The sequence below is a fragment of the Roseinatronobacter monicus genome, assembly GCF_006716865.1.
GTDB lineage: Bacteria > Pseudomonadota > Alphaproteobacteria > Rhodobacterales > Rhodobacteraceae > Roseinatronobacter > Roseinatronobacter monicus.
Genome location: NZ_VFPT01000005.1, coordinates 95494 through 115573, shown reverse-complemented (window position 1 = coordinate 115573; position 20080 = coordinate 95494). Strand labels below are relative to the sequence as shown.

The 20080-nt window shown below is 57.4% G+C and carries 25 protein-coding genes; 7 read left to right on the top strand and 18 right to left on the bottom strand.

What is annotated here, in order from left to right; genetic code table 11:
- Positions 1 to 148: 148 nt before the first annotated feature.
- The 4 genes from BD293_RS21490 (at position 149) to BD293_RS21475 (ending at position 4114) form a co-directional block, all read left to right on the top strand.
- Positions 149 to 1975 (top strand): BCCT family transporter, encoded by a 1827-nt coding sequence (locus BD293_RS21490; protein ID WP_142085817.1) that lies wholly within the window; start codon positions 149 to 151, stop codon positions 1973 to 1975.
- Between the two features lie 77 nt (positions 1976 to 2052).
- Positions 2053 to 2466, top strand: coding sequence for a universal stress protein (locus tag BD293_RS21485; protein ID WP_142085815.1), 414 nt, complete (start codon positions 2053 to 2055; stop codon positions 2464 to 2466).
- 156 nt (positions 2467 to 2622) lie between these two features.
- Positions 2623 to 2883, top strand: coding sequence for a putative hemolysin (locus BD293_RS23470; RefSeq protein WP_342781422.1), 261 nt, complete (start codon positions 2623 to 2625; stop codon positions 2881 to 2883).
- Positions 2884 to 3085: 202 nt separating this feature from the next.
- Positions 3086 to 4114 carry a GlxA family transcriptional regulator gene (locus BD293_RS21475; protein ID WP_142085813.1) on the top strand — a complete coding sequence of 343 codons (1029 nt, stop codon included), beginning with the start codon at positions 3086 to 3088 and terminating at the stop codon, positions 4112 to 4114.
- 129 nt (positions 4115 to 4243) lie between these two features.
- On the opposite strand, the gene BD293_RS21470 is transcribed toward BD293_RS21475, so the two are convergent.
- From BD293_RS21470 to BD293_RS22885, 11 genes are all read right to left on the bottom strand, one after another.
- Entirely contained in the window at positions 4244 to 4927 is a 684-nt protein-coding gene (locus BD293_RS21470) for an IS6 family transposase (RefSeq protein WP_142085063.1), read from the bottom strand.
- A 47-nt stretch (positions 4928 to 4974) separates the two neighbouring features.
- Positions 4975 to 5226: a hypothetical protein gene (locus BD293_RS21465; protein WP_142085811.1), complete on the bottom strand. Its 252-nt coding sequence runs from the start codon at positions 5224 to 5226 to the stop codon at positions 4975 to 4977.
- Between the two features lie 454 nt (positions 5227 to 5680).
- A complete protein-coding gene (locus BD293_RS21460; RefSeq protein ID WP_142085809.1) occupies positions 5681 to 5989 on the bottom strand; it encodes an addiction module antidote protein in 309 nt (102 codons plus the stop codon).
- Positions 5979 to 6281 carry a type II toxin-antitoxin system RelE/ParE family toxin gene (locus BD293_RS21455; RefSeq protein WP_142085807.1) on the bottom strand — a complete coding sequence of 101 codons (303 nt, stop codon included), beginning with the start codon at positions 6279 to 6281 and terminating at the stop codon, positions 5979 to 5981. The genes BD293_RS21460 and BD293_RS21455 overlap by 11 nt, the downstream gene beginning before the upstream one ends.
- A gap of 177 nt (positions 6282 to 6458) precedes the next feature.
- Complete coding sequence (locus BD293_RS21450; RefSeq protein ID WP_142085805.1) at positions 6459 to 7034, bottom strand: LabA-like NYN domain-containing protein; 576 nt, start codon at positions 7032 to 7034, stop codon at positions 6459 to 6461.
- Between the two features lie 203 nt (positions 7035 to 7237).
- Positions 7238 to 7738: a hypothetical protein gene (locus BD293_RS21445; RefSeq protein ID WP_142085803.1), complete on the bottom strand. Its 501-nt coding sequence runs from the start codon at positions 7736 to 7738 to the stop codon at positions 7238 to 7240.
- Entirely contained in the window at positions 7719 to 8078 is a 360-nt protein-coding gene (locus BD293_RS21440; protein ID WP_142085801.1) for a hypothetical protein, read from the bottom strand. Before BD293_RS21440 ends, BD293_RS21445 begins: the two co-directional genes overlap by 20 nt.
- Positions 8079 to 8139: 61 nt before the next feature.
- The gene (locus BD293_RS21435; protein WP_142085799.1) at positions 8140 to 8895 is read right to left on the bottom strand and encodes a hypothetical protein; all 756 of its coding nucleotides are present in this window, start codon (positions 8893 to 8895) and stop codon (positions 8140 to 8142) included.
- Positions 8896 to 9382: 487 nt separating this feature from the next.
- Positions 9383 to 9580, bottom strand: a complete 198-nt coding sequence (locus BD293_RS21430) for a hypothetical protein (RefSeq protein ID WP_142085797.1) — start codon at positions 9578 to 9580, stop codon at positions 9383 to 9385.
- Between the two features lie 755 nt (positions 9581 to 10335).
- Positions 10336 to 11121 (bottom strand): AraC family transcriptional regulator, encoded by a 786-nt coding sequence (locus BD293_RS21425; RefSeq protein WP_142085795.1) that lies wholly within the window; start codon positions 11119 to 11121, stop codon positions 10336 to 10338.
- A gap of 168 nt (positions 11122 to 11289) precedes the next feature.
- Positions 11290 to 11448 carry a hypothetical protein gene (locus BD293_RS22885; protein WP_170207289.1) on the bottom strand — a complete coding sequence of 53 codons (159 nt, stop codon included), beginning with the start codon at positions 11446 to 11448 and terminating at the stop codon, positions 11290 to 11292.
- Positions 11449 to 11692: 244 nt separating this feature from the next.
- Here BD293_RS22885 and BD293_RS21420 point away from each other — a divergent pair, with 244 nt between their 5' ends.
- Positions 11693 to 11962 carry a hypothetical protein gene (locus BD293_RS21420; protein WP_142085793.1) on the top strand — a complete coding sequence of 90 codons (270 nt, stop codon included), beginning with the start codon at positions 11693 to 11695 and terminating at the stop codon, positions 11960 to 11962.
- Positions 11963 to 12000: 38 nt separating this feature from the next.
- On the opposite strand, the gene BD293_RS21415 is transcribed toward BD293_RS21420, so the two are convergent.
- The 4 genes from BD293_RS21415 to BD293_RS21400 form a co-directional block, all read right to left on the bottom strand.
- On the bottom strand, positions 12001 to 12207 hold the full coding sequence (locus BD293_RS21415) for a hypothetical protein (RefSeq protein ID WP_142085791.1): 207 nt from the start codon (positions 12205 to 12207) through the stop codon (positions 12001 to 12003).
- Positions 12208 to 12570: 363 nt separating this feature from the next.
- Positions 12571 to 12867, bottom strand: a complete 297-nt coding sequence (locus tag BD293_RS21410) for a hypothetical protein (protein ID WP_142085789.1) — start codon at positions 12865 to 12867, stop codon at positions 12571 to 12573.
- Positions 12868 to 12877: 10 nt separating this feature from the next.
- Complete coding sequence (locus BD293_RS21405; RefSeq protein ID WP_142085787.1) at positions 12878 to 13132, bottom strand: hypothetical protein; 255 nt, start codon at positions 13130 to 13132, stop codon at positions 12878 to 12880.
- Between the two features lie 660 nt (positions 13133 to 13792).
- Positions 13793 to 14338: a GNAT family N-acetyltransferase gene (locus BD293_RS21400; protein ID WP_142085786.1), complete on the bottom strand. Its 546-nt coding sequence runs from the start codon at positions 14336 to 14338 to the stop codon at positions 13793 to 13795.
- 326 nt (positions 14339 to 14664) lie between these two features.
- On the opposite strand from BD293_RS21400, the gene BD293_RS21395 reads away from it, so the two are divergent.
- A complete protein-coding gene (locus BD293_RS21395; protein ID WP_142085784.1) occupies positions 14665 to 15378 on the top strand; it encodes a hypothetical protein in 714 nt (237 codons plus the stop codon).
- A gap of 184 nt (positions 15379 to 15562) precedes the next feature.
- Here BD293_RS21395 and BD293_RS21390 read toward each other — a convergent pair whose 3' ends face one another.
- Positions 15563 to 17008: an IS1182 family transposase gene (locus BD293_RS21390; protein ID WP_142082272.1), complete on the bottom strand. Its 1446-nt coding sequence runs from the start codon at positions 17006 to 17008 to the stop codon at positions 15563 to 15565.
- A 195-nt stretch (positions 17009 to 17203) separates the two neighbouring features.
- Here BD293_RS21390 and BD293_RS21385 point away from each other — a divergent pair, with 195 nt between their 5' ends.
- Entirely contained in the window at positions 17204 to 17491 is a 288-nt protein-coding gene (locus BD293_RS21385) for an HU family DNA-binding protein (protein WP_142085782.1), read from the top strand.
- A 255-nt stretch (positions 17492 to 17746) separates the two neighbouring features.
- Here the strand turns inward: BD293_RS21385 and BD293_RS23665 are convergent, their stop codons facing one another.
- A complete protein-coding gene (locus tag BD293_RS23665) occupies positions 17747 to 17983 on the bottom strand; it encodes a zinc finger domain-containing protein (protein ID WP_142085780.1) in 237 nt (78 codons plus the stop codon).
- 58 nt (positions 17984 to 18041) lie between these two features.
- Positions 18042 to 19913, bottom strand: coding sequence for a ParB/RepB/Spo0J family partition protein (locus BD293_RS21375; protein ID WP_142085778.1), 1872 nt, complete (start codon positions 19911 to 19913; stop codon positions 18042 to 18044).
- Positions 19914 to 20080 lie beyond the last annotated feature (167 nt).

Here is a 20080-nt window from a genome sequence, read left to right as displayed (position 1 = left end):
CGCTTACAGCCCCCCCCTGCCGCCATTGCTTCGCAAGGATGTTGCAATGCGTTTGAACACATCAATGGCGCGGAAGACGCCAATCACAATTATCGACCAAGGGATCAGGAATTTCCGCTGACCCGAAACACAACAGAGAGGGACAATCATGGCCATAAAGCCACCGTTTACGGATGTTGATATTACAACAGCCGAGCAGGGTTTCTATGAGGGGCATTCGATCCCCATCGCGACCATCTCCAAGGCCATCATGGTCGGGATCGTACTTTGGGCACTGATCTGGCCATTATCAGCCGGTGCGCAGCTTTCCAGCTTTAAATGGACGCTACTCGAAGGGTTCAACACATTCTACGTGCTTTCTGTCGGCATGTTCACCTTCTTTCTGTTTGTGATCGCGCTTATCCCGCAAACAGGAAAGCGCGTGCTCGGAGAGGAAGGTGAAAAACCCGAATTCTCGACCTTTTCATGGTTCGCGATGATGTTCGGGGCCGGTCTCGGTGTCGGGCTGATGGTTTTTGCCACCGCCGAGCCATTGGGGCTTTGGGGGTCGAACCCCGAAACCGTGACTGGCAATGTCGAAGGCAACACGGTCGAAGGCCTGCAAGCAGGATACCGCTACACGTTCCTGCATTATGGCTTTCACGCATGGGCCATCTATGTCGCCACTGGCCTGAGCCTGTGCTACTACGCCTACACACGGGGCATGCCGCTGACTATCCGCACTGCCCTGACACCGCTGTTTGGTCGTTTCATCAACAGTCCGTTTGGCCATGTGGTCGATGTGGTCGGGGTCGTTGCCACGATCCTGGGGGTGTCCGTGACTATCGGCTTCGGGGTCAGTCAATTCGTGGACGGGCTGTATGCGATCACCGGTATGGAATGGATGATGAACATGACCGGGGATGCACCTGCACCCGCGACAGTCGGGCTGATCGCTGGATTGGTCGTCATCATGGGCCTGTCTATTCTGTCTGCCGTCTCGGGCGTAGGGCGCGGGATCAAGTGGTTGTCGAACGCCAATCTGGTGATGTCATTCATCCTGATCATGACTTTCGTCATCTTCGGGTCGTTCGTTTTTGCCATGACAACCTATGGCGCCGCGCTGGTCGACTATATTCTGAACTTCCTGTACCTGAGCTTTGGTGCCCACGCCCCGCAATCTCTGGAAGCCTTTGCCGCCGCACCTGCTGTGCTGCAATCGGGCCTGAGCGGTGAGGATCTTGCTGCGGTATATGGCGGGGCAACCAATGCCTGGGGCTCGCTTGACGGCTTCCGCGACAGCCTGCCAGCCTCAATGGCAGAACTACCCGCCGAAACTTCGGCAGCGCTTTATGCCGCAGGCACCGATGGCCGCCTGTTCGGATGGCAGGCCGGCTGGACCACCTTCTACTGGGCATGGTGGATTGCATTTGCGCCATTCGTGGGCCTGTTTCTGGCGCGCATTTCCCGTGGCCGGACGATTCGCGAGTTTGTGCTCGGTGCCGTCATCGCGCCATCACTGGTTTGCTTTGCCTGGATGACCATTCTGGGTGGCACTGCAATTGATCTGGAATTGTCAGGCGTCGCCGATGGCAGCATCATCGCTGCCTCCAACACGGCAAAGCTGTTTGTCACCCTCGGTCACATGATTGATGGCGGTTTGTTGACCGGGATCACGATCATGAGCGTGGTGTTGATCCTGACTTTTCTGGTCACGTCGGCAGATAGCGGCATTCTGGTCATGAACACCATCATGTCCGGCGGTCAGGCGGAAACCGGCATCCGCCACCGCATCATCTGGGGGGTCATCCTGACCGCGGTGATCGCTGTGCTTCTGATCGCGGGCGGTGGTGGCATGGATGCACTGTCGGATGCCATGATCATCGGCGCGCTGCCGTTCACGATAATCATGGTGTTGATGTGCATCTCACTGGGCAAAGCGCTGTTCAACGACCACCGGCGCACAAAGCATGGTGTCGCTGAACCAGCAGAATGATCAAACGCTCTAATGCATGGCCGGGCGCAGACAATCTGTCCTGCCGCCCGGCCGGAACCCCACCAAAGGAGGTCTGAATGTTTTCAAGGATAATGGTGCCAATCGATCTTGTTCACCGCGACACTCTCAGAAAGGCGGTTGATCTAGCTTGCGGCATGGCACGCGATCACAAGGCAGAAATATGCTTCGTCAGCGTGTCAGGAGAGTTGCCATCCGAGATAGCGAAATCTTACAGCGAATACGGCGAAAAATTGCAGGAATTCGCGGACCGCAAGGCTGAAGAATATGCCATTTCGGCAACAGCGCTCAACCTTAGTTCAGCCGATCCAGAGGCCGAGGTCGACCGGAAGCTGTTGTCTGCAATCGAGCAGGTCGGCGCCGATCTGGTCGTGATGGCCAGCCATCAACCCGGCCTGATGGAATATATCTTTTCCTCTCATGGGGGGTATATTGCGGCCCATGCCAAAGTGTCGGTTTTCGTCGTGCGTTAAAGAAAATCGTATCGGGCAGTTTGTTTGTGGATTGCCCGATACTACCCAATGATTTCGCCCAGCACAGCCAACGCTCCAACAGCAAGGGAGAGGATCCTGTCGTTATGCCCGAAATGTTGCAACACTGCCTGCGATACACCCCCCCCCGGGTTTTAAATGTCGAGATATATGATGCGTTGGATTTTGTTCCGTAGCTTGGGGTCGCCGTTAGCTGGATGTGTGACGAAACCGCTAGGCCCGCCTATGCAAATGCCAGTAATTGGCCACGCGAATCCGGCATCGGTCTTTTGTGCCAAGCTGGGCGGTAAGGTCGAAATACGCCCCGAGCCAGGTGGTCTGACAGGATGGTGTCAGCTTCCCGATGGCAGCGTTCACGAAGAATGGAACTTATTTCGGCGCGACCACAAAGCTCAATAGCCTCACTGAATTGGCAGCGGGCGCGGTCCCGACCAGAGTTACGTCATTAATGTTCTCACTGCCTCACCGCGAATGATCGGCTGGGGATACAACTGGTCCAAAATTCCGCGACCGCCTCTCATACAGCAAATAATTTAACTTGCATCACATAGATGAAAGTTGTTTTTGAGCCGGTCAGCTTCATTCTTACGTGATCAAAAACATGGCAACGCTCTCTACCCCCCGCGCTTCTCTACATCCTATCGATGCCCCGCATCAACAGTTTATATTTTTACTCTTGGACCGCTTCTCACTCTTGGCATATTCAGCTGCCATAGAGCCTTTACGCCTTGCAAATCGAGTGGCGGGCAATCGGCTTTATAGCTGGAAACTGATCAGTGAAACGGGTGATGCAGTCACCTGCTCAAATGGAACGCAGGTCAGTGCAACGGCAGGCCTGGGCGATATTTGTAATGACGCCATGATCGTTGTCTGCGGAGGGGTAGATGTGCAGCGTGCGACCACCCCGGCGATCTTGTCTTGGTTGCGAAAACGCGCCCGTCATGGCAACACGATTGCAGGGATTTGCACAGCGGCATGGGCTCTGGCAAAAGCCGGGCTTCTGGATGGGCATCGCGCCACGATACATTGGGAAAACCACAACGCCCTGACCGAGAGTTTTCCGGAAATAGAGCTGAATAAGTCTGTTTTTGTAATCAGCAGAAAACGCCTGACAGCGGCAGGCGGGACTGCGCCATTGGACATGATGCTTACTGTCATCACAAATGCCCGAGGAGCCGATCTCGCTCATGCGGTGGCCGACCAACTGATTTATTCGTCGATTCGCACAAATAGTGACACGCAGCGGCTGTCAATTCCTATCCGCATTGGGGTGCGTAATTCGAAACTGGCACGTGTGATAGAATTAATGGAAAACCATATCGAAGACCCGGTCAGTCCTTCTTACCTGGCCAGTGAAGTGGATATATCCACTCGTCAGCTTGAGCGACTTTTCCGGCGCTATCTGAGCCGCAGCCCTAAGCGCTATTACATGGAGTTGCGTCTAGAAAGAGCACGCCACCTGCTACTGCAGACAGATATGAGCGTCATTAACGTGGCGATCGCAACAGGGTTCACGGCTCCGTCCCACTTTTCGAAATGCTACCGCGCACAGTACCAGACGACACCTTATCGAGAACGTGCCGCACATGGCACAGAAACTGAGGCCGAGGCCGCATTGCAGAGTGCCTAAACCAGGTCTTGTCGTACGGGTCATCGGTTGGGTAGTTCTGCCGTGAATATCGAATTAGGGGTTTGATACCTGAGAGGGTTCTGTCGCAAATTTTCAGTCAGGTTGAGATCAGGCTGGCGCTGGACATAATTATGCTGCGAGCTGGGCGAACTGCTGGAATGCGGTCATGCCGTTGGCGCCGAATTGTCCCTTACGGATCATATGCGCGGTCTCGATTCCTTCAAGCGTAGCAGACGCCGAATGGAATGCCTTGAAGCCGAGCATTCGACCTGTGATGCGCTTGATGAACCGGTGGTCCTGCTCGAGGATATTGTTCAGGTATTTGACCTGCAGGATCTTGATGGTCTGCCCAGTTCCTGTGAATTTGAGGGTCACATTCACGGCTTCCAGGCCCGCCAGATTTGCCCCACTTTTGTCGATAACGATGCGGTCGGGGATGCCGTTGTTGCCGATTGCACGTCGGAAGAAGCGCCGCGCCGCCGGCTTGTCACGCCGCTCAGATAGCATGAAATCAAGGGTTTGGCCGTTCCGGTCCACCGCGCGGTAGTGATACATCCACTTGCCCTTAACCTTGATGTAAGTCTCATCCATCCGCCAAGAGATGGCCGTCGGACGCTTTTTCGCCTGAGCTTTTGCCGCAATCAATGGGGAGTACTTGACCACCCAACGGTTCAGGGTTGCGTGGTCAACATCGACACCGCGCTCCTGCATTATCTCTTCGAGGTCACGATAGGACACAGGGTAGCGTAGATAGAAAAACACTGCGAACAAGACCACCGATTTCGGGTAATGTGCGCCCTTGAAGTCAATCATCGTTTCCATCCAATCATCACTGCGAAGTCAGCTTCTACAGCGCCGCATCATGCCGTGCTACCCGCATGCACGAGATATTTGCGACAGAACCCCTGCCGTGTGCGTCCGTTCATCAGTTTGATGTCGCGGGTTTTGAGGTCAACACCCAGGATTTCACAGATGCGGCCAAAATCATCATAGACGCTGTCCCACCAGTCATAATCCATGCCACCAGCGCGCCACCAGTCGCGGGCTTTTTCCTTGGCGGCGTCTGACAATTCGGAAAACTGGTAAACGGTCATGCAAGCGAGTTCGGGCATAGTCTTTCATCCTCTCAAGCGATGGGCGGTTGGGGTTTGTCCCTGTTTGCGCCGATGGGCTGCGCCTCGGCCAATCTGATTTGCCGGATACGCATGTATTCGGCGGAACAGAGTGGGAGAGGGCGAAGCCCGACCCACGGGCCTGAGTGAGACTGTCACGGGGTCAGACCACCCACTGGCGCGGCCCGCAGACCGCAGGTCGAGGACACGGGTGGGTGATCTGACGACGCGCCTGCGCGGCGCTTGCCCCTTGACCGGCTCGATCAGGTCTGTTGGGCGGACAAGAAGAAAAGAAAGATCGTCAGCGCGGGCGGTGAGCGGGCCACAGGCCCGTCGACCCCCCGTGCTGTCCTTGGAATAGTCTCAACCCGCGTCCATGCGCGCGGGTTTCATCTATGATCTGTCAGGATATACAGAGACAGAAACGCAAGCGGAGGTAGCCAAACTCCCGCCCTTACTGCGCACCGTTAGGTGTTGTCGGAAGTGCTGAAGCCTCAAGCCGGATATTGAGCGCCTTGGTGACGCCCAAGAGGGTCGAAAGCCTGGGGTTGCCTGTGGGAGAGAGCGCCCTGTAAAGCGCCTCGCGGCTTAAGCCTGCATCGCGGGCAACCTGCGACATGCCGCGCGCGCGCACAATCACGCCAAGCGCATGGGCAATATATCCAGCATCACCTGTTTCCAGCGCATCGCGCAAGAAAACGGCTTGCGCCTCCGGCTCCGCAAGATACTTGGCTGCGTCAAAGGGCACTGTTTCAATGGTCATAACCAATCTCCTTTGCCATTTTCTTGGCGCGTTTGATGTCTCGATCCTGCGTTCTCTTGGCCCCACCGCACAACAAGATGTAGAGCGTTCCGCCACGGCGGCAGAAATAGACCCGATAGCCAGGACCGTAGTCGATCCGCAGCTCTCCGATCCCGTCAAACACCTTCACATCTCCGAGCAAGCCATAGCCGAGGCGTTCGATTCTGGCCGATACCAAGGCGGCCGCTTTGTGGTCTTTGAGACCGTCAAGCCACTCGGAAAACGTAGGAGTGATGCGGATTTCATTCGCCATGTGTAGCTTATAGTTATCACCCCGCAATCTGTCAACTATAAGCTACAGTGCCAGACAAAAAGAGCCCCCCGACTGGCGAGGGGCAGGTGGTTTTCCATCGCTAGAGGAAAGGGGTTCAGCGCAAGGCTTTGGTGATGGTGCCTTGCGGTGTGATTGCTGACAACACGGCCAGTTCGATCAGCTCTCCATCTGCTCTTCTTCGCGCGGCGCATCACTGCGAGGCTCACGCGGAGGGCGGCCAATAACGTCACGCAACTCGTCAAGTTCGATGAAATTATCCACCTGGCGGCGCAATTCATCTGCAATTATGGGCGGCTGGCTGCGGATGGTGGACACCACCGACACACGAACACCCTGACGCTGCAAGCTTTCGACCAGCGGACGGAAATCCCCGTCGCCTGAGAATAAGACAGCATGATCCAGGTGTGGCGCAAGTTCCATTGCATCCACAGCCAGCTCGATATCCATGTTGCCCTTTACCTTACGCCGGCCCATTGAATCCGTGTATTCTTTTGCGGTCTTGGTCACCAAGGAATATCCATTGTATTGCAGCCAATCTGTCAATGGACGCATTGGTTGATGATCGTCGTTTTCCAGCAACGCGGTGTAATAGAAAGCGCGCAGCAGTTTGCCGCGACGTGCGAACTCCTGACGCAGGAGCCTGTAGTCAATGTCGAAGCCTAGCGCTTTCCCTGCTGCGAAAAGGTTTGCGCCGTCAATAAACAACGCGAGGCGTTCGTCTTTATAAAACATGGTAATCCTTGAATGTTTTGGTGTGGCATGCTGTTGAGACGTTTAGATCGACCTCTTTTGCCAATTAATCAAGAGGTCTTTCACCCTAAGTCGCGTCTGCGCTCACCCAAGCCCCCTGCGCGGGCAGCGCCCGCCCTGATCTGCACATAAAAAGCCCCCGACTGGCGTGGGCAGGTGGTTTTCCATCGCTAGAGGAAAGGGGTTCAGCGCAAGGCTTTGGTGATAGTGCCTTGCGGTGTGATTGCTGTGAACTGGTCGGGCTGACGGTGCGAGACCTCGGCCCCGTCGCCTGAGATGACGATCTCGGCCAGATCCGTCCATTTGAAGACGGTGCCATCGGCCTCGACGATGGTTTTGTCGCTCTCGGTGTCATCGGCGCTGATGGATTTCACAGCACCATCATGCCCGATTTCAATGATGCGCCCTGCAACGCGGGCTTTGATGCTGTGATCTGTGATCACCAGCCCGTGCCAATAGTCACCGGCATCGCGGCGGATGACGATATGCTCGGGCCGGAATTTGATCTGGATATCGCGCGCGCCTTTGGCGTCCTCTATCAGAACGAATGTTTCCTGATCGGATTTTTCGCGATCCGTGATCCCTGCCTCGGCCCCCTTTGGCCCCCATAGATAAGGGATGCGCCGCTTGCGCTGGTTCTTGTCGCGGTAAAATGCGATCAGGAGTTTAGCAGATTTCCAGATCATGACAGTCTTCCTTTCGCGTCGGCACGTAGAGCGGCGCGATATCGAGCCAGACCGTGACAGTCTCGGGCTGGTAAAGCGGCATTCCGTAATGATTTTTATCATGCGGGGTGATGGCGACAATGTAGAAACCAGCGCCGCGCTTCGGGCAGGGGGTGATCTGGTAGGATTTTGTGCTGCCCTTGGGCCTGTAGGGCACGCTGGCATAGTTGGGAATTGTATCGGGGCTGGCCGCGACAAAGGGTGCGAAGACAGCGCGCAAGTTCGCGATGGCTTTGACAATGGCGCGGGCCTCGTGATCTGTGATCTCACGCCCTTCGATGCGGCAGAATGCGTCTTTCATGGCTGCAGCCTTTTTTCTCAAGGTGTGGGCATCCCCGCAATTTCGCGGGGATGCAAAGCGCTTACAGTCGGCCTTCCATCAACTTCGCAATCTGGCGCAAGTGATCGGGGTGGTTCTCGCCCCAAAACTCGGCCATGCCGCGCGCTGCTGGATGGTTGCGCGCCTCTTCTTCGGTCATGCTCAGTTCAGTGAGGCGATAGACGCGGCAAGGAAGGAAGACATCAACGCCACGCCCTGCGCCTGCGATCGCGTGCGAGAAGAACCAGAACCGCCCGCGCTTGGTGGCCCCTGTGTCCTCGATGCGCTCCATCATCTGCGGCGGGTTCAATCCGCCTGAATAGCTGGCCGTGCCTGTTGAAGTGACGTGAAAGCTGCCGCCTTCGGTTGTCTGCATCCCGTGTTTGGTCTTGTTGCAAAAGCGCTGCAAGCTGCCGTCGGTCATCTCGATGAAATCGCCAATGCGCGGGCCTGCCATCTGCTCGCGCGCGGCTTGGGTCGTGACAGCGATAGCTGTGTTGCGCGCGTCCAGATGCTGATTGTCTTGGGGAATGTCGATCAACCCGAAATAGATCAGGTGGCGCACGATAGCCAGGCGGCATCCATCTTCACTTGGGTGACAGAACACCCCGCCTTTACCTTCGATGGTTTCCAACTCATAGCGCCAAGGGTCACTTCTGCCGTGGTTCTCAACTTTCCAGTATTTGCACACGATATCGCTGCCCCATCCGTCCATGCTGAAACGGGCTTCTGTGGTCAGATCATCAATGGCGGTAAAGGTCAGTTTGGGGTGGCGGGTCAGTTCGGCTGTGCTGGTCATGGTGTTTCGTCCTCTTGAGCGATGGGCGGTTGGGGTTTGTCCCTGTTCCCGCCGATGGGCTGCGCCTCGGCCAATCTGTTGCCGGATACGCATGTATTCGGCGGAACAGAGTGGGAGAGGGCGAAGCCCGACCCACGGGCCTGAGCGAGACTGTCACGGGGTCAGAACACCCACTGGCGCGGCCCGCAGACCGCAGGTCGAGGACACGGGTGGGTGGGCTGACGACGCGCCCCGCGCGGCGCTTGCCCCTTGACCGGCTCGATCAGGTCTGTTGGGCGGACAAGAAGAACAGCAAGATCGTCAGCGCGGGCGGTGAGCGGGCCACAGGCCCGTCGATCCCCCGCGCTGTCCTTCAGATCACCTCAACCCGCGTCCATGCGCGCGGGTTTCCCCTGATCTATTGTCGCGCGTTTAGGTGCGGCTCCCCTGGAACAGGGGATGGGGCGGCGGCTATTGCCGCCACCCCGAGGCCCGGGAGGAACGGGCCTCATTCGGTAACGTCGTCATCCTCGCCGTTACGCGGGGTGAATAGCACCAGTTCGCCATTGAGCGGAAGGGCTTCGAGCTGGATCTTCATGAAGGACTTGGCGTCATCGCGCTGAGGGAAGGCCACACCGATCTGGCGGAAGCGGGTTTTGCCATCGGTGCCGGTGACAGGGGTGGTGACGCGGTAGTAATTTGACATGGGATCGTTCCTTTCTGTTTCGATGCAAACGAAAGGGGCTGGCGCAACAGGGCGGGCTGCAAGCCGAAATGCGGAGGGTCCGCCGAAGGGGGAAACCGTATTTCTGCTTGCCGAAGCTTGCTTCGGGAACAGCCCGCCCGCGCCAGCCCAGATTGCATCTTCCAGAAACAGAGAGGGGGCGATCTCAGGGCATCAGGCGCCTACCGTCAAGCGTCACTCTCCCTGTCACTGGCATGGCATCTTGAAACCCGCTTTGGCTGATCGGTGATACTGGCCTTCGTGTTGCGATGATGCTGGGCCGGCCCTGATCCAGCCCGAAGCCCGTGCCATGGAGCGCACTTGCATCTGCGCGGGCAACGATGGGGTGTGTATCACGAGATATGCTCGAAGCCTACGGGGTCGAGGATACTTGGCGATAGCCACCGTCGCGCAAGAGCCGCACGCGCGCGCGGCTTGCCTTGATCTGCTGCGATAGAGGTCGTGCACCGTTTGGCCAAGACGGGCGGGTAATGGTCTGGCCCGCATGCGGGATCGCCTAAGCGCGCGTAGCGCGGACTCTGCGCGTGCTCCCAAAATGCCGAGTGCCGACGATAGACAGAGGTGAGTCAGCTAGGGCATTCTGCACTGGGCGTTGAAGCTAGTTTTAGGCTGCGTCACCTCTACACGACACTCTCCAGTCTTGTATGGCGCATCAAGCAGGTAGGTGTCTTGTCCGCTCTTCCTCGGCACGATCCGCGCCGCGTATAACGCACCAATCAATATGTCGTCACCCGGCCTCTGTTTTTGCGGAAGGTTGAGGGAGGTGCGCCGAGTGTCTGTAAAAAGCTGCGCGAAAAATAGCCTGGTGTTGAAAAGCCAAGTCTGTACGAGATATCTTGCACCGGGATTTTTGTTTCCAGCAATAGATTGCAAGCTTCATATAGGCGGCGACGTTGTATCAATTCCAGTGCGGTCCGCCCGCAACTGGCGCGACAGGCGCGGGTCAGATGTGTGGGGGTAACGCCAAGAGTCGCGGCATAATCGCTGACATTCCACGCAAGGCCGAAATTGCTTTCCAGCAATGAGGTGAAGCGTGCAGTCAGCCGGTCATTGGCTTTCAGGTCGGGTGGGGTATGGGCTCCATCACGATTATCAAGACTACGCCGATGCAGCCAGATGCTCAGCAGCCCAAGCTGTAGACGTGCGGCTTCTAAGGCTTTGGGGCGGTCGCCATCCAGTTCGCGGCGCATCGAATCAATTAGAGTCGTCACTTCAAACTGGCTGTTCACATCGAGTAAACGCAGATGTACTGGCGCTTGTGGCAGGTCGAGACGACTATGGTCCTGATCAAGGTATATCGCGGTACCCTGAACCCGAGTCATGTTATGGAAGCTGTGTAAGGTACCAGCGGGGATATAGATGGCGTTGTGCGGTTGCACGCCGCGCGTCATGCTGGCAATGGTCAAACGGCCCTGACCAGCAGTAAGCCATAAAAACAGCGGCTCCTTGAGGGCGCGCGGCGTTTCAAGTTGCCATTTTGGTGCCAGCAGGAATTTGGTCAAAGACTGGATACGCAATTTTGCTTTCCGTTGTGGAATTAATTGGTTCAGCTCAGTTTATGATCTTCGACAGAGTTATGAGACTGGCACGTCTTTAACCGTTTACACAGGATTCAGCCATGGGTTTCATCGGATGTTTGCAGTTTGCTCCATCTGCGCGGGTAGCGCCGGTCAGTCTCGGCGCTTTGCGGTGAATGTGATCTTGAGGGAGATCAGGTTGATCTCGATGCTGATGCTGATGTCGATGGCCTGAAGCTGTCGGCGGATGGTGCGGCGCAACTTTGCGGCAGCGATGCGAAGTTTGGTGGCACGTTTGCGAATGTATTTCATGACCTATCTCCTTTTGAAAATGGAGATGTTGCGACATGTCGGGAAAGCCGGTCTGTCAAGGCGCGCGCAGCGCCCCGCAGGGCTTGGCCTTGACGGATCGGCGCGACATGTAAGCTGTCCCAATTTTTAAGGGGATAGGTCAGGCCAGTCGCAGGATGTCATTATTCGTGTCGAAACGATTGCTTCGCGACTCGCAATGATTCAGAATCGCTGAGAGCAAAAGAAAGAAATCGGGGGCAAGGCGATGTCGAGAGAACTGAACGCGGTGCTGGCGGAACTGATTGGATCGGCGCGCGCGATTGTTGATCGCGAAGTGCGGGTGATGGAAGATGCTGTGATGCGCTTGGAGCGCGCGGAGCGCAGCGCGGCGCTGAACCGCTGGCCGGAAGGGGAGCGGTGGCGCGAATTGGCGAATGATGATTTTGTGCGCCTGAAGCGCTCTGTTGATTATCTGTATGAGGGTGAGATTGCCCGCGATGCGGCGGGTCGGCAGGTGGTCAGGCTCACGCGATAACATGCAAAAAGCGGCCCCGAAGAGCCGCGTTGCATCGTTCAGATGACGCCCGTGAGCCTCAAGATGAGGGCGAGAGCGCCTGCGCCGCCTGCGAGCAGTGTTCCTGCGACGAAGACTGGATACCAGATCTTCTGGGTGCGCAGGTTCATCGTCTCGGCATGAAGCTTCATCGTTGTCGCGTGAAGACTTACGATTTCGGCGTCGAGCTTTTTGGCGAGGGCTTGGTTCATGTCGATGTCGCTCATTGTGATCTCCTTGAGAATATAGGTGAAGTGACGGAGAAAATCGAGGCTCAACTGCCCCGCTCGGTCGCGGGCATTTGGACACATCTGTCAGGGACGGCCTGTAGGGCCGCTTGCAAGCACCGCCCCTGGCGGTGCGCCGTCCTTGACGGGTGTGGTAGAATGACAAGGCCGTGTGGGGTGGTTGCGTCCGGCCCCGACGCGCGGCGCAGCCGCGCACGGGTGAACAGCCGGACACATTAAACGAGGACGCCCGACACCTTTCCCGCGATAGCGGCCCTGCGCGGGCAGCGCCCGTCCTGATCGGGGCAGGGGGCTTGTCCTCCTGGGGCGATCAGGACACCAGACCTGAGTATGACCGCCCCCCTATATCGGGGGCACGATCTGGCATTTCGCGCGCTTGGCGCATGACAGGATTTCGGTGTCGTTCAACCAAGCGGCGGCATCATAGAACGCGGCAGTTGCGCCAATCTTGGCTTTGAAGGCGGCTTCAAGCATGTCATCGAGGCGCGTCATGGCGTCTGGCGTGTCGGCCAGTATGACCGTGCTCGAGTGGGCGCGGTCAAAGGTTTTGATGATGGTGCGGCTTGAGGTCATGCCTTTGCGGTGAACGCGGCCTTCATAGCGATAGGCCATTGCGGGGTATTGGATGGTAACAGCCATGATTTCCCCCTCACAGGCCAAGTTTTTCGGCCATGTCATATGACCATGTTTTGCGTTCATCTGTGCCGATGAAACGGCCTATGCGCCCATGCACGAACACGGAATTGAAGATATCTTTGGGCGTGCTCTGCCATGGGAACAGCACGGCTTCACCATTGTCGCTGATCTCGAAAATCCAGCCACCTGTGCCGTGTTCGCGGCGGTATTCAATGGCATCTTCGGCTGAATCGAAATGGTGCCACGATTGCCAAGGTTTCACGGTCATGATCTTTCATCCTCTCAAGCGATGTGTGCGGTTGGGGTTTGTCCCTGTTCCCGCCGATGGGCTGCGCCTCGGCCAATCTGTTGCCGGATACGCATGTATTCGGCGGAACAGAGTGGGAGAGGGCGAAGCCCGACCCACGGGCCTGAGCGAGACTGTCACGGGGTCAGACCACCCACTGGCGCGGCCCGCAGACCGCAGGTCGAGGACACGGGTGGGTGATCTGACGACGCGCCCCGCGCGGCGCTTGCCCCTTGACCGGCTCGCTCAGGTCTGTTGGGCGGACAAGAAGAAAAGAAAGATCGTCAGCGCGGGCGGTGAGCGGGCCATAGGCCCGTCGATCCCCCGCGCTGTCCTTGGAATAGTCTCAACCCGCGCAATCGCGCGCGGGTTTCCCCTGATCTATCACTGTGCATCTATACGCGGATTTCGCGGGCAAGAGCCGTGCACGAACGAGGGCAACGGTGGTCTTGCAAGAAGGATGCAGACCCGCAGGGCCGAAACCTGTCATTCATGGCGACCATGAGACAAGTGATCTGGCGCGGCTCTGGAAGAGACGGGGCAGGGCGCATTGGATCAGGGAGCGATGGCTGTCAGGGTTCGGGGCGTAGCCTCAGCAGCCTGGCCCCGCTTGCGGGGCTTGCCACTGGCAGGTAGGAGCCCTTAACGGACCTTCGAGTAGATGATGCAATCGCGAGGCGCCTCAGACATGTTGGGGTGCCTGAAGTAGCGCCGCAGGATACCCTCACGCTCCATACCTGCTTTCTCCATCACCCTGGCCGACGCTGGATGATCTACGTCACAGAAGGCTTCCGCTCTGTAAATCGTAGGATGATCCAAGGCATGCTTTACAAGCCAGCGCATCACTTCTGTGGCGCAGCCTTCTCCCCAAGCTGATTTCTGCAAAACGTAACCATAGTTCACCTTGTGACCCATTACCTTAGGGTGAAACATTCCAATAAAGCCCCCGGTTGCGTGATCAAATACGACTACGGGGAAACCGTTTCCCAAATCCCATTCAGCCGCTGCTAGTTCGAGAAATTCATAGGTGTCTGCGATGCTTCGATGAGGCTTCCAGCCAAGAAAGCGTGTGACGTCCACATCGGTGGCGTAACTGTCAAAAATAACCGGTGCGTCATCCTCCCTCACGCGGCGAAGGTGATAGCGGGTTGTCTCGAACTCATCTGGCAGACGATAAGGTGCGCTCATCTCGCAACCTTACCAATGGAACCGGGCACGGCAAGTCTTTGAATGACCCTTTAGTCCGCATCACAACTGCCGGTCGGACCGCGTTTCGCATGCTGCAGTGCCGCAAGGCAGGGCCCACACCGGTCATCCGCGCTTAACGTTGAGAAAACAGATTGAAGTTCTTATATCTGACAGGCGGATCAACCCTTGCCGTGCTTGTCGGGCTTATCGTGTGAAAATTTTGTCTTTTGCAGTGGATGTTTTGCTTTTCGTGTCGGTCATCGGAATTCCGATTTTGATCTGGCGCAGAAACCAACGCCGGAAGGACAAAACCTGATGTGCCATCAATGACACTGCGCCGCCTGATTGCACTTGTTTTCGTATTGCTCAGCATTGCGCTGGCATGGTTGCTGCATTCCGAACCGCATGTCAGGGCGTATCTGTTCCCGGCATGTTCCGGGTTTCGACAGGTTGCGCCGCAGATATATGTCGATCAGCGGGCGACTGACGCACAAATTGACGCGGCGTTGCAGGATCTTGCGACGGCAGAAGGAATGGTTCTGGATTTCTACCCAGAGCGCATGTCAGATCCGGTCTGGCTGCTTTGCCTGTCGGGTGATTGCGGAATGCGCAGCCTGCCGCGCCCGCTTGCAATGGCTTACATGAACCTGTTCGTATTCGTATACCCTGACGGGGCAACCCCAACCATCTTGGCGCATGAGCTTGCGCATGCGGAATTGCACGAAAGGGTCGGCAGCAATCGGCGGTTCTTCTCACAAGCTGTTCCAACATGGTTTGACGAGGGCCTCGCCGTCTATATCTCGCACGATACCCGCTATCTGGACATTGAGGCTGGCGTAGTTTCGGGCTGCAAAACCGGAGATTGGGCGCAACCGCCTTCTGATCAGCGAACATTCCGACGCCTTGGCGCTACCAAGGCGGAGGCGATTTATACGGCTTCAGCCTGTCAGGTGATTGATTGGCTTGACCACCACGGCGGGGCAGAAGCTGTTGTTTCGTTGTTGGGCGAAATTCGAGCAGGTGACTCCTTTCGCGAATGACCGCAAGGTCCGGAGGGTGTGTGAAAACTCGACTATTTTTGGAAAAACCGGTCGTTCTCGCCGTATGGGCGTGTTTTTAGTCGTGCGAAGTATTTGGTCCGTCTCGGGGGGCCACGAGGGCGGCGGGAGCATCTGAGGATGGTTTCTGTGTTTTCGGGAGCGGATTTTGAGCAATCAAGGCCATTTACGCCTTCATCGCCGCGATCATCGCCGGAATGCCCATGATGTTCATGACACGGGTCATGTTATAGGCCAGCACATGCAGCGCCATTTCCGTCGCCACCTTTTTCAGGGTCCGCATTTTGAAATGCGTGGCACCCATCCATGATTTAATCGTGCCGTAGGGGTGCTCTACCGTCATGCTTCGGACAGCCAATTGGCCTGGGTCGGCATCCAGCCGCGCCTGAACGCGCTCAAGGACAGCCTCGTGTTCCCACCGGCGCACGCGGCGTTCCTTGCCGGTCGTGCATTTGTCCTTGATGACGCAATCAGCACATGCGCCCGACCAGTATGATCTGATGGCTTTGTCGTCTTGTTGACTGGTAAATCTGTAAATCAAATCCTCGCCCGCTGGGCAGATGTAGACATCCTTTGCGGCGTCATACGCGAAGTCTGCCTTGTCAAACTGGCCGCGCGCACCGGAATTTGATGTCATGGGTTTAGGAACGACAACCGAGATGCCAGCCTCTTCGCTGACGACGATTTCCTCCCCCTTGTAGTAGCCTTTGTCCGCGATTGCCGTGAGTTGATCTGTCGTCATTTCATCGCCCGCGGCTACCGCCATCATCGATAAAGCGTCCCGATCAAACCCAAGCATGGTGACTTCATGTGCGACGATCAGATGGTGATCGGCTTCGACAGCGGTCTGAACATTGTAGCCGACAATGCGCGGCATGCGCGCTGTTGTTGCCATTGATCTGGCGTCAGGGTCGCTGAGCGAGACCTGGCTTTCACCAGTCTCATCCATGCGCTGTTCAATTGATCGGTAGCGGACCGCCTCTTTTTTCAGATGTTCCAGCTTTCTCAGGGTGCGTTCCATGCGGGCCTCTGGCAGCACAGTGCCCGTCTGCTCAAACACCGCATCAGCACGATCCAACTCGCCCAGATAACGCTCGATTGCTTTATCAATCTCATCGAGCTTCTGGCGCAGCTTGCCGCGCGTGTAATTCTTGGCCTTGGAGTTCAGCGCTTTAAAGCGGCTGCCATCAATCGCAACAACATCGCCGTCGAGCAAACCCATGTTGCGGCATAGGGCGACAAATTGCTGGCAGGTTTTGCGGATCGCAGGCCCGTTATCCTTACGAAAATCAGCAATCGTCTTGAAATCCGGCTTCAACCGACCGGTCAGCCAAATGAGTTCCAGGTTACGACCGCATTCTCGTTCCAGCCGCCGTGATGACTGGATCTGGTTCAAATACCCGTAGAGATAAATCCGCAGCAACAGCCCAGGATGATAGCCTGGCCGACCGGTCGGCGATGGCTGCACAGTGAAGCCAAGCATCGCGAGATCAAGCATGTCGAGAAAGGCATCAATGGCGCGGACCGGGCTGTTCTCATCAACATAATCGTCCAGATGTTCAGGCAGCAACATCGTCTGCTGGCGGTCCAAACCTTCGATAAATCCCGCCATGACATACCCTCGCTTCAGATGTAGAGAGCATACCACAATTCACAAAAAGAGGCGAGTTTTCACACACCCTCTCCGCATAACAGCCGTTCAAGCTGAGTTGCGGGGGGGGCCTTGAGGCGACAGCCCCAACGACAAGCCCCTTGTCCTGCGTGGCCAAAGCTGTTTTTGATTTGGTGACGAAGATTGAGGTTGAGCATGGTCAGATCGGAATTGGTAACGAAGCTTTGGGAAGAAAACCCCCATCTTACGCAGCGCGAAATCATCTCGGTGGTAGATGCGGTATTCAATGAGATCACAGATACGCTGGCGCGTGGTGATCGGGTTGAGTTTCGCGGCTTTGGCGCATTCAGCGCAAAGCTGCGCGGTGCGCGGCAAGGCCGTAATCCGCGCACAGGTGCTGCGGTGGCGGTAGAGCCAAAACAGGTTGTGGCGTTTCGTGCGTCGAGCTTGCTGCTCAAGCGGCTGAACGAAGAGAATCCGTAACCGCGCGAGCGGCCCTGCGCGGGTAGCGCCAGTCCTGATGTTCTCTTGGGGTGCAGCCCCAGGAGAGGATCAGGGCACCACTCCACCCAACATCGTCAGGGCTTCCCTCAAAAGAAATGCCCCCGACAGGCGGGGGCAGGTGGTTCCATCGCAAAAGGAACAAGACGAAACTCTTGAATGTTGGCTGCACTGCACCCGACACCACGAGGGAGAATATACAGTAATGTTAGCGAAGCCCTGCGCGGCTGTCGAGGGTCAATCGCGGGCGCGGCCTTGAGGATTGATCTGCCAGCCGTGCGGCGTGTTCTCGACGCTGGCAAGGTGGCCATGTTGTGCGAGAAAGGCCAGATCGGCGGCGGCTTGGCGCGGGGGGTGAAGATCGTCAACCAACTGGCCGGTTGCGGGGTCACGGCACCAGACGCCTACGGGTTTTCCACATTCGGGGCATCTGACAGAGAGCGCGGGGTGACGGTGGGCGGTGAAGTCGGGCATGGTGGCAACCTCTGAGAGATGGGGATAAGCGGGCGGCGTATGCCGCCCTGCTTGGGCATCAGAAGCAATCGGGACGCCATGCTTTGATGCGCGCGCGCTGATCGGCGTCGATCTGCCAGACCGCCTGATAGTCCGGGCAGGTGAACAGGCGTTCCAGTGCTTCGGCTTTTTGGGCCTTCTTCTGCTTGGCCCATGCCTTGAAGCCAGAGCCTTGCGGGTCGCATTGGGTCAGATCAAGCATGAGCGCGTCAAGATAATCTGCGCTGACCCGTGAGAAAAACCCTTCGGCGGTAGGTGACCAGACCTTGCGCAGATCGGCGCTGGCTGCGGCCTCGATATGATCGAAGAACGCGGTTTCGCGGTGGGGATATGAAAGTGTGCGCGTGAGGCCAAGTGACAGGGCTGCATTGCGGGCTTTCTTGCCTTCCCCCTGAAATCTGGTGAAGGCGTCAACGCGCTCGTCTGCCTTCATCCAGGACGGGCGGTCTTCATCGCTGGCAAGGCGGGTGTCGGCGTCCAGCCCCTCGGTCTTGCTTGGCGTGATATTGGCCTCGCGTGGGGTCAGATCGAACAGGGTTTCATAGACACCACCCTTGCCAGAGAACATGAAGCCCAAGAGATCGAGCAACAATTCGGGCTTGTCGAGCAAGGCCGATTGCAGGGCATGAAGGCGGGCGGCGTGCATGTCTTGCACAAGCGAGGCCGAATAGGGGGATTTCGGGGCGGCGGTCTGCTCGGCGGTGGCGGCGGCGCTGCTGGCTGCGTGGCCGGTCAGAACCTCGGCCGCGATTGCGTCCGCGAAGTCTTCGGGCCGGATATAGGCGCAATCCGTGCGCAACTCCCCGTCATGGGCGACATAGACATAGAGGCCGCTGTGCTGGCGCTGCGTGTTGGTGTAATCGCCCGCCAAGATGTCTTCGAGGGCGGCCCACTCGTCGCGCTGCGCGTCTGTGAGGTCGTCTTGCTCGGCAATCTCGGCCAGTTCATCAACGCGCGCGGCCTGATCTTCGGTCAATTCCCCCTCGACGCGGTAGAGGCGCTTCATGCGCTGCGTGACCTCATAAGACACGTAGGGCGCGGGAACAGTTTCCACCCATTTCCAGCCTTCGGCCTTCAAGCCCTCGGCGGCGTCTTGCAGCTTTTGCTCAAACAGGCGGTCGAGCAATTCGGCATCTTGCAAGAAAGCGCTGTCTGCAAAGAGATCGCGGGTGATGGTGCCGCCTGCGGCCTGATAGGCGTCAAGGGTGACGAAGCGGGCGCGGCGGTCGGTCATGGCCACGGCTTCGGGCTGCAAGAGGGTTTTGACGCGCTGCGCGGTGTAATTGTCATTCCCGCGCACCCCGTCGAGAATTTCCAGAGCGCGCGCCTCGTCATTGGCAACGGTGAAGGCGCTGGCAATCGAGAGGCTGATTTCGCCCTTGCGCAAAGCGTCGAGGACAGGCGCGGGCAGATCGGCCAGTGCAAGGCGGCGGTAAACATGGGCTTCGGTCGCGGCAAAAACCCGTGCAATGGCGGTGACATCACTCCCGGCCTGCCGCATCCGGCCATAGGCGCGGATTTCATCGGCGGGATGCAGATCGGCGCGCGCGGTGTTCTCTGCGCTGGCCCAAGCGCGCGCGGTCTGCTCGTCGGGGGCAAGCTGCACGGGGATAGTGGCCAGTTCGGGGCGCGTGGTCAGAAACTCAGGATTGCGCTCCATCGCGCGGGTGATTGCACGAAGGCGGCGACCGCCTGCAACAATGGCGATTTTACCTTTTGCGTCCATCAATCCCGCAAGGTTCTGGATCAGGCCGCAAACCTCGATACTATCTGCGAGATGGTCGATCTCCTGCGGGTCGGCCACTTGGCGGGGGTTCAGGTCTGACAGGTAAAGATCGGCCAGCACGAAGCGCTGGATGGTGTCGGCGGTGATTGTCTGATGCTTGGTCATGGCGTCAATTCCTCATTTGCGATTTTGGATTTTCCGGGGTATTGGTGCTTTGCCCCGTGTGCATCGGGGCAAGACTGGGGCGCTACACAGCGCCGTGTTGGATAAGGAAGGCGCGGCCTATCTTTGCCGAGAAACCGCCCTTCCTAATCAGCGCCCAAGCCTCTTGG